This is a genomic window from Capnocytophaga sp. oral taxon 338 str. F0234, from assembly GCF_000192225.1.
In the GTDB taxonomy this organism is placed as follows: Bacteria; Bacteroidota; Bacteroidia; order Flavobacteriales; family Flavobacteriaceae; genus Capnocytophaga.
On record NZ_GL872413.1, the window covers coordinates 1,011,704 to 1,027,401 of the forward strand.

Genomic DNA, 15,698 nt, shown 5'->3' on the forward strand with positions numbered 1-15,698 from the left:
CTGCTACTCCTATTGGCTCTCTATTCCTCTTCATAGATAAAAAGGTTATCATCTGTATCTGTAACAAACATCTTATCGTCATAAAATTTTATATTTTCTATATATCCATTACTATCTGTTATCTCATGTATCCACCGATAATTAGCTGTTTCAGGGTCTATAGCAATGATAAAAGGATGTTTAGAAGTATGAACATCATACCATAATAGTCCTTTGTGATATACTACCCTATGACCAGATGGCCAATGATTCTCTCCATTATACTCAAAATCAGGTAGACGAGAATATTTTCTATTATAATTATAGAACTCTCCCGTATCTAAATCAACACGATAAAAGGACAAGCTGGTACATACATAGCCATAATGTCCTACAATTTCCATAGTCCGTGCATAATGATCACACTTCCAAATCAAAGAACCATCCTTTTGAGAAAGACAAACAATCCCTACTCTTGCTATGATGATAAAAGTATCTTTATAAGAATAGATCTCAAGTATAGATAAATCTTCTTCCCCTGGAAAAAAGTCTTGAATATCTTGTTGCCATAATAGAGAAAGATCATTTTTTATATAGATGTATATAGATGTACTATAACGACTCACAATAAATTTATTTATTGGAATAAAAATAATTCCTTCCACAGTATCTTCTCTATTTTCTATTATAGAGAATTTTTCTAAGTCATACACTATTAATCTATCATCTATAAAAGAATAAAGAATATTATCTATATAACATTTATCATCTGTAATGTTTAGTTTTATCTTATTTTTATAGATTACCTCTTTAGTTTTTCTATCAAGAATAACTAAGTTCTCTTCCTCACGATCTTCATAGAATATTATTCTATTAGAGTCAATATGGTATCTATAATAAATAGGAAATGACTCTACACTCCATAACATCTCTCCTTGGAGGGAAAACTCTCCTAATAATTCTTTATTGTTTAAGAAAGTATATAACTTATTGTCTAATAAATATAGACCATTTGTTTTTTGCAAAGAAGATATTTTTTTATACATAACTAATCCACTATTTCAAAGAACTTTTTAAAATTTTCTAATTTATCCAACCATTCTAAAAAGGAACTACTTTTAATATTTTTGCGTTTATGATTTATGTCTATCCATTTGCCTATTTTTTCTTTGAATGCTTTATTTTCTTCAAACAACTTTTCTAACTCCTCAATAGGCTTTCCATCTGCTGTTTTAAGAGCTTCTATGACTTTTGCCTTTAAGGTCTGGAGATCACTTATATTACCTTTTTTTGCAAATATCCACTGAATATCTCCTAAATCTTTCATTCCGTCTTCAGAATATCATATTCTGATACTTCATAGCCTGTTATATCATTTTCTATAAAGGCGTTTAATAGTTTTTCGGATATAATATTTCTTCCCTCAAAATGAAATATATCATATTTTGGAAAAGAATTTAATAAGTAAACTTCCTTAATTATGAGTTCTGTTTCAAAATCTTCAAAAGTTTTTTTCTTTTTTGATTTAAAGAAATCCTTTGATGTAAAATAGAATTCTTGAGAGACATCTCTCCACTTTAGTATGAATTTTGATTTCTCCATATCTATATATTGGAAAATATCATCGTAAAAACGGAATAGATAATAATTTTTTATAATTATTCTATTTTCCAATAAGATAAAGGAGTAAAATTTAGAAGTGGGGATATTAAAGTTTACAATAATCCTTTTTATTTTCTCATTAATCAAAATTCCCCAGTGTGAATTATAAGAACTCAATAGATCTGTTTTTTTAGCCCTTTTATTAAACTCTAATTCTAAATAAGGTATTTTATTAGGAATCTCTCCAAAAGAAAGTCTTTTATCGGAGAAAGGAGAGCCCAATACACAATTTTCTGTTGGAGATACTTGCGGATATTCTCCAATAATATCTAAATCAATAGACTCATCTATAGTAAAGTATTTCATTTATTAATTTTTTTAAAATATTCGTTTAGGTTCATTCCTGAGTTTTTCGCATCTATGATTTTTCTTTTTAAATCAGGAATTAATTCTTCTTGTAAGAATTTATTTGCTTGTTCTGGTGTTATATTTGGATTTTCTAACACAAAATTTTCTAACTTAGATCTTACATATTTATCATAAGCAGGATGATTTCCATGTAACCCTTCTCCAATAAGTTTAGTATACTTTTCCAGTCCTATACCATTCTGTAACATATTTGGATGAAAACCATCTAAGGCTGCCAATTTCACAATTTCATTATTTTCACATATATTCCAAGGAATAACATGATGTGTTTCTATATTATCTGTAGTTCCCAATATCTTAGCAAGGATATTTCTATCTCCAAAATCTATCTTGTCTCCTATCCTCTTCCAAACCAATTTAATCTTCTTCTCACCCCATTCTATTGTTTGCTCTACTAATTTTTTCCCCTTGGCAAACTCTCCTGCAACATCAAATCTTCTTAATGAATTTATCAGTTCTCTAACTTTAATCTCCTTCGCTTTTTGAGCAAGTTTTTTTCCCATTTGGGGGAGCTCTTTTACCAATTGAGTCCCTACTATGGCATTGACAATCACATTGCCGGTACCTCGTGTGGCAAGGTGGGAGCGCTTACCTGTATCGGTATCTGTATTGGTGACGGATGCCCATTCCTCTGAAGTATTGCCACTGAGAGTGGTAAGAACAATTTCTTTGAATAGGGGGTAAAGAACTTGAGGGTCTTCTCCTATTTGTTCTTTAAGGGCTATGAATTGTTCTTTAAGCTCACGACGAACTTGTGTATCTACCACTATACCATATACCGTTGTGGCTAAGGAAGTAATATCGGTTACCTTCTGAGCAATCACTTCTGTGCTTCCTGTAATTACTCCTGGGGCTTGGATATATGTTTCTTTTGTAGGCTGCTCTAAATATACATTTTCTTCTACTTCTCCCGTCTTTAGCAGAGTAGTTACAATTCCTGTACCCTCTGAGAAAAGTCGTAAGTAGCTTGCCTGCTCACTAATGACAAACCTTCGACCATCAGCAAAGGTATCTGGGTCAGGAGAAAGCTGTGGCTTATCAGTAACTTCTTTAAGAGGTTTAAAGAAGGTATTTGTTTGCTGTTGGATATGCTCGGAGAGGGCGACCAGATCGGCTTTTTTACCTTTGAGTACAGGCAAATCCTTGCGGAATCCAAAGGCTATGAGCTGAATATAGCCTTTATCAGTTCGATAAAAACGGGCATATTGAGTTTCTACTCCTCGCCAATCTCCTTTGCGGATGGCCTCTGCTGATAGGGGTGTTTGTTCCTCTATAAGGAAACCTTCTTGAGAGAGTGTGTATACCTTTCCTTCCTCCTGCCAATCAAAGCCCTGTCCATCTCTGAGTTGCAGACGGATATTTTCGAGGGTATTTTTTATTTGTACCTGCTTTGCAGAAAGGTTCTGAGTGGTTTTTCTATTCTGGGTGCAATCCTCTAACTCCCTTATCGTATGTTCTCGAAGTGCTTCACTGATAGTGGTAGTCGTACAGAAGTCTGTAGGAAAGAACAAAGGTACATTGCAAAGGGTCTGTAACAATTCGGATCTTACAAAGAGAAATTCTTTAGGGGATTGACTAAGCGCTTCCTTGAACTCCTTTAGGAAGGTCGCTACTTCTTTATCTTTGGTCTTTCCGCCCTTTATAACAGATAAGCGTTCTGAAGAGCCTACAAGAGCCTCTATAGTAGTCAAATAGCATTTGTACTTTTTATATAGTGTGCCTTTGCTATCTGTATCATTTCCTTTTGTATTACCTATAGGCAAACTAAATTCATAGATATTCCCTTCAAGCCCTATGTGATGATGGCTCTTGCTTTGAGAAATGGTGAGGGAAGTCTCTTTTTCTTCTTCGCAAGCTTTGCATTTGAGAAAGGCGCTACCTTCTAGTTTCTGTAATGCTTCTTGGAGTCTTTCAAAATCTGGAGTTTCTTTGAATTCCTTTTCCCCTTCACTTTCACTCTTGTTACGAGTAGCCACATCTCTATTAGAGGAGTTAGGAGCGGCAAAATTAGAGACTAAGTATTTCTTAGCTTCCTCCTCAGGGAGACCTTCTTTTAATTGTTCTCGGATTGCCTTTATGGCCTGTCTTATTAATTTCTTATTTTCAGCAAGTTTTTTAAAGTTCTCTATAGAAGCTTTTTCTTCTTCGGTAAGAGAAAGTTCTCCCGTAGTCATGTCTGCTTCTATCTTCTTTATCTCCTCTTTGAGCATGTTAGAGATTGTTTTAGCATCGGCTCTGTCCTTGATGGCTGTAATAACCTTATCCAAATAAGGGTTTAGTGCCTTGGTGAGATTCTCTATTTCCTTAGAGAATTCTACCACATTCCCCTCCGTCCCATCATAAGTCGTTACTAACTTCCCCTCTATGAGTTGCCGTTCGGTGTTGAGCTTGATGCCGTTGAACACTACCTTTATCTTAGTGTCCTGCAAATAAGGTACTTTCACATAGCCTTCCCCTGAGTATACGCCATTGTTACCTGTAGCATTGAGCACCGTTACGGGGAAATCGCCTGCTGTAAAGGTGGTGTTAGGATACAGGTTGTCCTGTAGTGGGGAAGTATTCTTGATGCGTACTTCTGGTTTTACTCCACACTGTACTTGGCTCTTCTGATCTATCTGCTCGGTGGTGGTAAACTCCTGTTCTGTGCTATACATATAGCTCTCCTCTCCAAATACCGAACTACTATGAGCGGTATTTAGTCCACAAGCTACGCCCACTTTGTAAATGTAGGTGCGTCCTCGCTTGAGTCTGGTGAGCTTGGTATAAGGCATACTCACCTTTTGCGATTTCCATGTCTTACCTTTCTCGCGGTACATCACCTTGTAAGGGTACTCTTGGTTAGGCATCATCGCCTGAGCACTCCAGCGCAGTTGTGCCGAGGTACTCTCGGTTATCGCTGTGAGAAACTTCGGCGCTTCACAATGAGAGACTAAATCAAAGTAAAAAGTTTCGGAGTTGCCGTTGTTTTTAAAGTACGACTGTTCGTTAGGGTTATTGGTAAAAGCTCGTACCTGCCATACGTAGCGCTTGTTTTCCAATAGGATTGGCAGCATATTAGTGTATGCCAAGGCTGGTGAAAAGGTTTTAGTTTGGTACACCAATCGGCCCGTCATAAACGCCTCTTCGGGCACCAATGCCAAGTCCCATACTTCTTTGAGGGTGAACTCGTACTGCATAAAGGGAGCTACATCGCGAGGCATCCATTGGAAGACGATATGCTGAAAAGCGTTCTTTTTGGTAAGCACTTCTCCTTTTTGAGGCATCGTAAGCACAGGGGGTGAGTAGCGACGCACTTGTATCATTGCCCTTCCTTTGTTGGAGACAGGGCGACCCGTAGCTGAATCATAGAGGGATAAACAGAGGAAGTAAGTACCCTCAGGAAGTAGTCCGTTATAAGTCGCCTCATTAATACCGTAGAGATTCTCGTAGCGCAATAGGCTTTTAAAATCTATATTGGTAAGGGTACGGCGTACGCCAGGGGATAGGTTTACCAAATAGGGAGTAATATAATCGGGGGTTTGGGCAATGACTTGTCCTTGGAAGTTCTCAAGGGAGAACCGGAGCACAAAAGGGCGTCCGCCGGTAGAGAGGTCTTTGAGCAGAAAGTGTACTTGTAGCTTCTCTTCAAAGGTGTCGGCATACCCTCTTAAGCTCTGTGGATAGGGAGGTGTGGCGAATACTTGCACATCCACAGGGTACTGCTGGGCTTGTAGGGTGAAGCTCAGCAAGGTTAAGAAAAAGAGTATGTAACGACGGAGGGACATTATTTTTAATGATTAATGATTAACAATCATCTTCTGCACCATTATATCCCTTCCTGCTTCTAAGATAATCAGGTATTGTCCTGCAGAAATTCTACCATTTGTAACAGGAATGTTGAAGATAGTACCTTCGGGCTGTTCAATAGGAGAGATAACCTCTCTACCTAAAATATCCATTCCATATATCTTTATAGCAGAAGGCTTCTTAAGTTGTACCTCTATACGGAAAGTTCCATTATTCGGATTATCTACAATTCTAAAATCATCAATAAGTACCTCTTTAGGAGCATTTTCACGACCAATGCCTAACCTGTCTTTTTCGACCCAAAGTGTCTTGTATAAGATTTTTTCACAACCATCTAAGAACCCTTTTAGTCCTATGGTATAGGTGCCTTCCTTAGGAAAACGCACTTCAGCATCCCCTTTTTCTTCTTTAATAAGGGTTACTTCCGCAGGCAATATCCATTGAGAGGTAATATTGTGAGATAAATTCACCAATTTTACTGTATAGTTGTAATATGTATTGGTGGCTGCCAAAAAGTCTACTTTTAAAATCTTATCACTTTGTAGTACCCTAAAAGTAGCCGTATCTTTACAACCTTTCTCATTGGTAATTTCTATTTTATACTCACCTTGTGCAGATATAGTAAAGGAAGGTTCCGTACTAAGAAGGCTACCTGTACCATCTGTCCATCGGAAAGTAGCTGAAGGGAAGTCAGTACTTAGGTCAAAAGAACGAGTATCTCCTTGACAAATAGTAATCTGAGAAGGAATATTAATAACAGTTTTCTCAGGTTGTGATACTTCATAGAGTTGTTCGACAGCGGGACAATCGCTCTGATCATGGAATATAGCTTTGTATCGTCCAGCCTTTAACCCATAGATAGTTTTACCATTATTAGTGATATGTTCTGAAATAGAATTTCCTTCAGCATCATACCACGAAACAGTTACAGCTCCTTTCCCGCCTGAGAGTGTAAGGACTATCTTACCATCATTTCCCCCATGACAAGTTATGGGAGTGATTGTTGCATTATCTACTACCACTTCTTCAGGATAAGAGAGTACTACTTTTTCTTGTATAGAACAACCACGACTATCACTTACGGTTACAAAATACTTTCCAGCAGTCAGTCCTGTGATATGGGCACCTGTATGACCTGTATTCCAAAGGTATGTATAAGGAGGTGTCCCTCCAGAGGCTATAGCAGTTGCTTTTCCATCATTAGGGGCACTACAAGTCATCTCTGACTTGGAAACACTTAACCTAAGTACAGGTGGTTCAGTAAGTGTATAAGTAGCTGTTGCCTGATTCTCATTGACATCGGTAACAACTAATTGATAAGTACCTTTACCAAGCCCCCTGATAATAGGTGTATTGTTTCCTTGAAGAGGCTGAGAACTACCTATTTTTTTCCATTCATATTTTGTATAAGGAGGGACTCCACCCTCTACAGTAGCTCTTAACTCCCCATTGTTATAAAGTTCATAATGATTATTAGGATCATTATTATTCTGATTACAACTGATAGGAGTGGCTGTAATAGTAGAGGTGAGTAGAGGAGGTTCAATCATGGTTATATCCTTCTTAAGAATACAACCATTATAATCTTGAATAATAAGAGTATAAGTACCTTTGTCTAAGTTATCAAAAGTAGCATGAAACCTTCCAGAATGTTCTCTATAGGAATTATCAGGTACAATTGTTTGGGTTGGAGTTTGCAACAAAATAGTATACCCACCATCTACATTTCGTGGGGTGCCTCCTTCTATAATGGGCGATATACGTCCATCTCTTCGTCCATACCCTTTTATCTGTGAGATGTAATCTCCTTCATTGACAATAGTAATAGGTTTTTGAGGTTGTGTAATAGTTGCCACTAACGGAGCAACTTCTCCATTTTTTATGATCTGACAATTATTTTTATCCGTAATGGAAAGAGTATAAGTACCTGAAGCCAAATTAGGAATGGTGAAAATATTACCAGAAACGATTGTAGGATTTCCTCCATTCATTACATATTTGTAAGGAGGAGTCCCTCCAGATACTCTGACTTTTATTGCTCCTTTATTTTCTCCAAAACATTTATTATGCGTGAGAGTAGCGGTAGCTTCAAGAGGCTTAGGAACAGTTATGGTAAAAACACTTTTGTGTTGCGCGTCATCTGTATATAATTGAATATCAGATAATTGACTATTACTATTTATATAATAAAATTTCCCCATCATCTCTACCCTATAAGTAGTTGTTGCAGAGGGGCTAGAAAGCACTACATTTTCAATGCTTTCGTGTTGTAGAAAATACTCTGTTAGCTCTTCATCTCGCATGAAACCATCAGATATTATAGAGCGTGTTTGGCGGACATCCTCGTTTTTTACTATACTAAAGCCATTTAAAACTTCCCCTATATAATTTGCCCTATTATTGCGAAATTGGTTCAGATCACCACGTAGTTTTCGTCCTAATGTAATGGTTGCAGTAATAGTTCTTTGATCATTACACAAAGGAGGATTTATCCTAATACTAACAGAAGGAGCTGCTTGTGTAACGGTAAGAGGTAATACCTCAGAAGAAGAACATACAGAACCATTATCCTTGTCATAAGAGACTACCCTAAAGTAAATAGGCTTACCTATCATCTCTTCTGCTTTTGCTCTATCTCCTAAGACATCTTCTGCAGAGACCTCTATTTTTTGCTTTTGTTGAAATCTTGCAGAAAGAGGGCGCCAATTGTAAGGATTCTTTTCTGTGGCATATTCATAATGGTACAAATTATTATCAAACCCCTCTTTAGCTATAAGAGGTACTTTGACATCAATAGGAAGAAATCTAGCACTATTGTTATCAGAGGTTTTTAAAGTGTGAAGGGGAACTATTTTATACTTTATTGTAAGCCAATATTCAACTTCATATCCTGAATGAGTGTTCATTTTGTCTTTTGTGTCGTGAAGTTTTTCTTCTCTTTCCCAACATAAAACAATATTTTGAGTAGGAGAATTTTTATCAGCTGTAGAAGTATTCCTATTACAAGAACGAAATTTTTCAAACCACTTTATAATCCACCCAGCATCTTTTGCCATAGCTCTAAAATAAATTGTTGATGGTTTGTTAGAAAGAAAAGCCCCTAAGCTATAAGTGTTATTTCTATATTCTCCTAAATCTTTACTTATTATAGAATTTCCATTTATAAAAGTTTGAAAAAAAGCTTCACAATGTCCAGTAGCATATTTGACTTTCCAATCTAAATTGGTAGTCAAATAATAGTTATTGTTTTGTTTATCAATATTTCTTATTCCTAAAGGATAATCTTGTCCAAAAGTAGGATTAACAATCAAGATAAAGAAAAATATAATAGGTATTTTTTTATACATTGTATATGTTTTTTTGAGAAATTAGAAAAATATATTTACTTTTGCATTTATAAACTTAATAACATTATTTTTATTTCCTAATATGAGAAAAATAACTTTATTTTTTTGCTTTTTGTCTTTAATTGCTTGTTTAAAAAAAGACAATGATGATTCACCTATTGGTACTTGGAAACTCAACTCTATAATGATAAATCGTGCTCAACACATATTGTCAGAATGTGAGAAAGAAGAAAAGATTGTTTTTATAGAGAAAACATTTTCTTCCTATGCTTATAAATTGGGTACTTGTGAAAAAGAGTTTATTGAAAATATCCCTTACGAAATTTCTAATAAAAAACTAAACTTTTCTATTTTAGGGAATAAATTTAGTTTTGGCTTTAGGGTTTTTCGAGATTCTATGACTATCACAGCTATTGAAAATAGGGATACCATAGTAAAACATTACTTTAAACAATATAACTAACTTTTTAAAAGCTCAAAAGTTTTTATAACCTCTGAGCTTTTTTATATGTTCAAATTAGTGCTTCTGATATATAAAATCTATTTTTTGGTCATTCCCTTTCCCATCCTTAACAAAGAAGGTAAGCGTTAATTTATCCCCTAAGACAGAAAATAAAAAAGTAGTCTTCCCCACTATAAGAGTATCATTTTTTATAGTGTAGCTACTTTTAGCTTCTTCTGTAAGACAACCTTTTTCTTTTGTTTCTGAAGTTGTAAAATGAGTTATAGTGCTTTCTGTAATAACAAAATGTTCCTTTTTGTCACATTCAGTAAGTTGATCACCTACTTCAGAAGTAGATACAAGGTACCACGTACCAATTAATGCTTTTTTAGCATCATTTTGGGGCTTAGGATTTTCATCATTGCTTTTTCCACAAGCAGTGGCTAATAGAGTTAAGGCTGCAAAAGCCAAAGTTAAAATTTTTTTCATTTTACAATTTTTATTATTCATGAGGCAAAGATATGATGTTTTTGTGAGATATACAATAAATATCATATTTTTTTATAATCATAATTATTCAAAAAATTTTTAATACGTTTTATTAGAGAAAAAAATCTAAAATAGCTTACATAGAATTATCTTAAATGATAAATTAAATCAATTTTAAAGGTATGAAAAGGATTGTTATAGGTGGAGAATGAAAAAGGATAGGCTACATCTATTTGCCAATTACTAAAAGCAAAGCCAGTCCCCAGAGAGAGAAACTTTCGATCCCCTTTATTTCTGTGTTGATAAAAAAAGCCTGAACGTAGAAAAAATGATTGGTTAAACTTATATTCTAAGCCTAATGCCCAATTTATCTCATGAAATTCCTCATAGAAACCATTAGGAGCGTCATAGAAGGAGCTCACTAAAGCATCTATAACATCTTTATTAGGCATACCTTGTTCATTAGGAGTAGGTACGAGGTATTTCTGAGCCTCTATCGAGAGTTCCCATTCATTATAGCTATCTGTTTGTAATAGAACCCCTGCACCTAATTTCAGTTGTGTAGGAAGATAAAAAGTCCTTCCTAAATCATCATATTTCACTTTTGTTCCCAGATTAGAAAGTTGAAATCCCCAAGTATATCGGTATAACAAGTTATTGAAGAAATGTTCTTGTGAATAGAAATACCCCGCTATATCAAAGCCTAATGCTCGAGCAGTACTTTGACCCTGAGAAGGAAGGGAGAGTTGTGAGCTAAGAAAACGAGGACTAACCGACATTGCAAAGGATTGACTTAATTGTAAACTATAAGAACCTTCCAATGAAAATTCAGTAGGTTTGAAAGAGCCTAACATATAGGATTGTTGTCCTATATCTTGGGTTAAATTTACCTCACCAATACTAAAATATGAAAGATTTACACCAAAAGCATCACGTTCTCTCTTTTTGTAAAAAGTAATCCCCCCTAAGAACACATCTCGTACGGCTCTATGGGTAAAAGGCATATAATTAATAGCTACAGCAGAAGAAGTGGGTAGAAAAATATATTTAGAGGCGTTCACTCTCTGAGAAAAAACATCTGGAGCAGAGGCCACCCCAACTTCACCTTTCCCTGCTGAAATAGCATCAGAATTGAGTAGTAAGAATGAGAAGGCAGTGGAAATAGGTTTTTCTTCTTGACTAAAAATAGGTTCCTTTACAAATATAGAAACACACAAGAGCCAAAATAATTGAAGTCCTTTCATTACTATAGTATTTCTGCAAAAATACATCAATAATTTGAATTACACAATTTCTTACCAAAAAGTAAATATTTTTTAGGCTTATTCAATGAAAAATACTACTTTTGTACCGCTTAAAATATAATACAATGCGTATAGTTTTGAAGATAGCAATTTATTCTGTATTATGGTTTTGCTTTGCTTGTGAAAAAGAGCAGAATATGCCTATTGAGGGGGATTTTAGTATTACAATGGTAGATGATAATTACAATGTCCCTGTACAAGCACGTATTATAAACAAAATCACAGGAGCTGATGCCTTCCAATGGGAGTTCCCCAATGGGAGTTACTCCTCTTCCACTGCTTTTTATCCCGAAGATATTCGTTATACTGAACCAGGAACTTATACTATTAGAGCACATACCACTAATTTGGATGGTGAGGCTCGTACTTTTGAAAAATCATTTACAATTTATTCTGAGTTATCAGCTTTGTTCAGCTTTACCCAAGAGGGAAGTAATATAGCCCCTCTTACACTCTCTTTTAATAATCAAAGCGAAGGAGCAATTACTTATCAATGGTCATTTGAAGAAGGTTCGCCTTCCTATAGTTCTGAGAAAAATCCTACGGTAACATTTAAAAAAGGGGGGACTTTTAAGTTACGATTGGAAGCAAGCAACCACTCTCAACGCCAAGTAATGGAAAAAACAGTGATAGTACGTTCTCCTTTAGTTGCTGCTTTTGATATACATAATGAATACCCTCATAACATACAAGCTCCTGTACGCCTATTCTTGAAGAACCAGTCAATAAATGCCTTCTCTTATCACTGGCAAGTGAGTAATGGTATTTTTCAACAAGAGAGTACAGATGAAAATCCTTCTTTTATACTTCCTACTGAGGGAGTTTATGAAATAAAGCTAACAGCTAATAATGACAAACAAACCTTATCCGAAAAAAAGAATTTTACTGTAACAGGAGGCAATAATCTTATTACTTTTACAGATATAAAGTTAGGTATCAATACTAGTAAAGAAAAAGGTTGCTACTTCTCTTCTTTTTTAGGAAAAGTGCTAAAACCCAATGAAGTGACAACAGAGAATGGAAAGCTTATAGATTTTGTATATTTTGGACAAAGTCCTTCTTTTGCTTACAATGTATTTCTTTCACCTGATGAAGCTCAAACTGCTGTTTTTGATCCAATTCCTCAGGCTACCAAAAGTTATTTTATTAACAAACAAGAAAATATAAGTCAACCAGTGTTCACATCAGTAGCTTTTGAGGCACTTTCTTCAGGAGCTACTCTCTCTTCTTTATCTATAAAAACTAACTCAAACAAGGCTCCTTTTAACAAAGAAAAAACAAATAGAATCGTCCTTTTTGAAACCACTAATGGAAGAAAAGGAGCTATTAAAATAAAAGATTATGTAACCAATGGTACAGAATCTTATATAGTGGTTGATATCAAAATGCAAAAAATCATTAACCAATGATAAGGATTTACTTACTTGTTTTCTTTGCATTATTTTCTCTACCTCTTTTGGCACAACAGGTAGATTTGGAAAATATAGATACCCAGCTGAAAGAAAAACTTAAGAAGAAACCCTTCTCTATCTCAGGGAATGCCTCTGTAAGTGGTGTGTATAACAAAGCTTCCGATAATCCTGCTAAAGAACCTTTCTTATATTTCTTCAATGGTAATATCACTTTGGGTTTTTATGATTGGACAATGCCTATTAATTATCGATATACTAATCAAGGAGATGCCTTAGATTACCAAATTCCTTTTAAGTTCAATCGCCTAAGTCTACACCCTAAATACAAATGGATATTAGCTCATATAGGCGATGTAAGTATGAGTTTCTCTCCTTATACTTTTAATGGACTCCAATTTACAGGTGGAGGATTAGAACTTACTCCCGAAAAATACCCTCTGAAAGCTTCCTTTATGGGTGGACAACTTGCTAAAGCAACAGAGTATGATGGTCGTCCTCAAACTACTCCTACTTACGAACGTTGGGGCTATGGGACAAAACTAACCTATAAAAAAGATGATTTAGAAATAGGAGGGATTCTCTTTTTTGCTAATGATAAGCCCAATTCTCTATCGGTATTGATCCCTGATGAAAAGAAAATATATCCACTATCAAACCAAGTATATTCTGGATTTGCCAAATATAAACCTTTACATTTTGTGGAAGTATTTGGAGAATATGCTATAAGTCTTCTGGGGAATGTTCAAAGCCAAAAGCAAGATTTTACAGCTTACAATGCTGGTATTAACTTTATTTTTACTAAAGCAAGTGTAGGGGTACGCTATGAAAAGGTAGACCCTGATTACAAAACCTTGGGAGCATACTACTTTGTAAATGATATGGAGAATATTACTCTTAATGGTTCTCTAAATTTATTTAATGACAATGTGTCTGTAGCTGCAAGTATAGGACGACAACACGACAATTTAAACCAACAGAAACCTAAACAATCCAATCAATGGGTAGGATCTGCAAACCTAAATGCTAAAATAACTCCCAAACTATCTCTTTCTGGAAGTTATAGTAATTTTACAATGTTCACTAACAAACTAATTAATCCTTTTGATAGGATCAACAACCCTCAACTCTATGAACAACCACAAGATTCTATTAACTACCGACAAGTATCACAGAATACTACTGCTAATATAAGCTATGCTATAAATGAAAATCAAAACCTTACCCTCTCCTATTCCTTCAATGATGTGGTGAACAAACAAAATAATATAGTGCGCAGAGGAGGAATTTCGCGCTTTCATAATGCCGGAGCTGCTTATGTATTGCAATTTCCCGAGAGTAAACTCAGCCTATCTCCTTCGTTCAATTACACATATAGCATTGTTTCAAGAGAGAAAACGCAGATGATAGGACCTTCATTTACCATAGGTAAAGTGTTTTTTGAGGACAAACTCAACACAACCCTCTTAGGAAACTATAGCATTTCACAATCACCTACCTCCAAAGGCAATACTGCTAATATACAATTAAATGTAAACTTCCTCCCTTGGAAAAACCATCAGTTTTCCTTAAGCGCTATACAATCTTTTCGCTATACTGAGAGCAATACGCAAAGTATTGCTGGACAAAGTACTAATGTGAGTTTAGGTTATACTTATAATTTTGAAAAAATAGAATTGCCATTCCCTTCATTTAAATTCAAGAAGAAGAGCAAAACTCCTAAAGAGAAAAGACCCCATAAGGAGGAAAAACAAAAGATTGAAAAAACGAAGGTCTCCAATCCTTCGGAAGAAAAGATAAAGCCTGAAGTTTCTACAACTATTGAAAAAACTACGTCAACAACAGAAAAGCCAATAGAAAACAGCCCTGAATTGTCAAATATTCAAGATTTGCATTTTATGGGAGAACTAAATACTCAGATTACAGATATACAACATCAGCTACAGGTCAGCGGAACTAAGAAAGAAATAAAGCGACTACAAGAAGAACAGAAACTACTTATAGAAAAAGCTAAAAAGCGTCAACAAGATTATCGAACTTTTGTATTCCGCTGCCTGAAGAATATGTATCATCAAGCCATGGAAAGTGATACGAGAATGAAAGAAAATGTCTTTTTCTATAAAGAAACTTACGATACTAACCCTACTGATAAAAATAAAGAACTTTTAGAAAAATCAAAAAATGCTTATTTGGCTCATCTTTGGATACTTAACGAATTAAAAGATATGACCATGGAGAAACTTATAAACGAAGAAGGACTTCTAAGTGAATTTGCCAAACAGCATAAAGAAAATATTTATAAAGTCCTTGCTGAAAAAATTTCTTCTCAGCAAAAAATAAACATTATCTCTGAATCATTGATAGATTTTTATCACAAGGCCTATCTTGACTCAGAATAGAAGAAGATTTTATAAAAACTGTATAATGAACGATGTCAAAAGGTACTGCCAAAGTGATATCCAAGGTTACTCCTACCTTGCTGTAAATTGCTTTGACTTTCTCTACATCTATAGTAAGGTTCTCGGCAGTAGGGATAAGGGTTACCTTAGCTGTTTTAGGGGAGAGGTGTATCAAGTTGAACACGCCTGCGATTTGGTACTTTTTGCCTTGTTTGATCGTAGCTTGTACTTGTTCAATATGTTAAAGAACTTATTTTTAGTATATTGTTTGTGTAATGATTTTAGGAATAGAGATAGTGTTTTTTCTTTAAATAGACAATAGTTTTAGATGTTTTCTGTACATAGGTATTCATTTCTATTCCTCTCTTTCAAAAATGTACAAATTATCTTTTACATCTTTGATATACAATTTATTACCACTTATATATAAGGGTTGAGAAGGTACTAACTGATTGCGAGAGGTATTTCGTTCTTCTTGAGTGATAAGTTCGTATTCCCATACTAACTTTCTC

General features: G+C 35.0%; 11 protein-coding genes. 3 read left to right on the top strand and 8 right to left on the bottom strand.

Features of this window, described 5'->3' with window-relative positions:
- Positions 1-20: 20 nt before the first annotated feature.
- From HMPREF9071_RS04690 to HMPREF9071_RS04710, 5 genes are read right to left on the bottom strand one after another with little or no spacing between them, the layout of a single operon-like run.
- Positions 21-1,004, bottom strand: coding sequence for a hypothetical protein (locus HMPREF9071_RS04690; RefSeq protein WP_216698039.1), 984 nt, complete (start codon positions 1,002-1,004; stop codon positions 21-23).
- Between the two features lie 23 nt (positions 1,005-1,027).
- Positions 1,028-1,306: a hypothetical protein gene (locus HMPREF9071_RS04695; protein WP_009745432.1), complete on the bottom strand. Its 279-nt coding sequence runs from the start codon at positions 1,304-1,306 to the stop codon at positions 1,028-1,030.
- Positions 1,303-1,947, bottom strand: coding sequence for a hypothetical protein (locus HMPREF9071_RS04700; RefSeq protein WP_009745433.1), 645 nt, complete (start codon positions 1,945-1,947; stop codon positions 1,303-1,305). The genes HMPREF9071_RS04695 and HMPREF9071_RS04700 overlap by 4 nt, the downstream gene beginning before the upstream one ends.
- Positions 1,944-5,774, bottom strand: a complete 3,831-nt coding sequence (locus tag HMPREF9071_RS12365; protein ID WP_050784929.1) for an AHH domain-containing protein — start codon at positions 5,772-5,774, stop codon at positions 1,944-1,946. Before HMPREF9071_RS12365 ends, HMPREF9071_RS04700 begins: the two co-directional genes overlap by 4 nt.
- A gap of 12 nt (positions 5,775-5,786) precedes the next feature.
- Positions 5,787-9,143, bottom strand: a complete 3,357-nt coding sequence (locus HMPREF9071_RS04710) for a SprB repeat-containing protein (RefSeq protein ID WP_009745435.1) — start codon at positions 9,141-9,143, stop codon at positions 5,787-5,789.
- Positions 9,144-9,225: 82 nt separating this feature from the next.
- On the opposite strand from HMPREF9071_RS04710, the gene HMPREF9071_RS04715 reads away from it, so the two are divergent.
- On the top strand, positions 9,226-9,606 hold the full coding sequence (locus tag HMPREF9071_RS04715) for a lipocalin family protein (RefSeq protein ID WP_009745436.1): 381 nt from the start codon (positions 9,226-9,228) through the stop codon (positions 9,604-9,606).
- A 54-nt stretch (positions 9,607-9,660) separates the two neighbouring features.
- Here the strand turns inward: HMPREF9071_RS04715 and HMPREF9071_RS04720 are convergent, their stop codons facing one another.
- A complete protein-coding gene (locus HMPREF9071_RS04720; RefSeq protein WP_040358027.1) occupies positions 9,661-10,074 on the bottom strand; it encodes a lipocalin family protein in 414 nt (137 codons plus the stop codon).
- A 146-nt stretch (positions 10,075-10,220) separates the two neighbouring features.
- Positions 10,221-11,318: a type IX secretion system outer membrane channel protein PorV gene (gene porV / locus HMPREF9071_RS04725; RefSeq protein ID WP_009745438.1), complete on the bottom strand. Its 1,098-nt coding sequence runs from the start codon at positions 11,316-11,318 to the stop codon at positions 10,221-10,223.
- Positions 11,319-11,443: 125 nt separating this feature from the next.
- Here porV and HMPREF9071_RS04730 point away from each other — a divergent pair, with 125 nt between their 5' ends.
- On the top strand, positions 11,444-12,787 hold the full coding sequence (locus tag HMPREF9071_RS04730) for a PKD domain-containing protein (RefSeq protein WP_009745439.1): 1,344 nt from the start codon (positions 11,444-11,446) through the stop codon (positions 12,785-12,787).
- Positions 12,784-15,186: a hypothetical protein gene (locus HMPREF9071_RS04735; protein WP_009745440.1), complete on the top strand. Its 2,403-nt coding sequence runs from the start codon at positions 12,784-12,786 to the stop codon at positions 15,184-15,186. The genes HMPREF9071_RS04730 and HMPREF9071_RS04735 overlap by 4 nt, the downstream gene beginning before the upstream one ends.
- Here HMPREF9071_RS04735 and HMPREF9071_RS12230 read toward each other — a convergent pair.
- Positions 15,131-15,370 (bottom strand): hypothetical protein, encoded by a 240-nt coding sequence (locus HMPREF9071_RS12230; protein WP_009745441.1) that lies wholly within the window; start codon positions 15,368-15,370, stop codon positions 15,131-15,133. The genes HMPREF9071_RS04735 and HMPREF9071_RS12230 overlap by 56 nt on opposite strands.
- Positions 15,371-15,698: the final 328 nt, after the last annotated feature.

Excerpts from the sequence above, each read along its gene's own strand:
- HMPREF9071_RS04695 (WP_009745432.1), bottom strand. The coding sequence starts at position 1,306 with ATGAAAGATTTAGGAGATATTCAGTGGATATTTGCAAAAAAAGGTAAT.
- HMPREF9071_RS04700 (WP_009745433.1), bottom strand. The coding sequence starts at position 1,947 with ATGAAATACTTTACTATAGATGAGTCTATTGATTTAGATATTATTGGA.
- HMPREF9071_RS12365 (WP_050784929.1), bottom strand. The coding sequence starts at position 5,774 with ATGTCCCTCCGTCGTTACATACTCTTTTTCTTAACCTTGCTGAGCTTC.
- HMPREF9071_RS04710 (WP_009745435.1), bottom strand. The coding sequence starts at position 9,143 with ATGTATAAAAAAATACCTATTATATTTTTCTTTATCTTGATTGTTAAT.
- HMPREF9071_RS04715 (WP_009745436.1), top strand. The coding sequence starts at position 9,226 with ATGAGAAAAATAACTTTATTTTTTTGCTTTTTGTCTTTAATTGCTTGT.
- HMPREF9071_RS04720 (WP_040358027.1), bottom strand. The coding sequence starts at position 10,074 with ATGAAAAAAATTTTAACTTTGGCTTTTGCAGCCTTAACTCTATTAGCC.
- porV (WP_009745438.1), bottom strand. The coding sequence starts at position 11,318 with ATGAAAGGACTTCAATTATTTTGGCTCTTGTGTGTTTCTATATTTGTA.
- HMPREF9071_RS04730 (WP_009745439.1), top strand. The coding sequence starts at position 11,444 with ATGCGTATAGTTTTGAAGATAGCAATTTATTCTGTATTATGGTTTTGC.
- HMPREF9071_RS04735 (WP_009745440.1), top strand. The coding sequence starts at position 12,784 with ATGATAAGGATTTACTTACTTGTTTTCTTTGCATTATTTTCTCTACCT.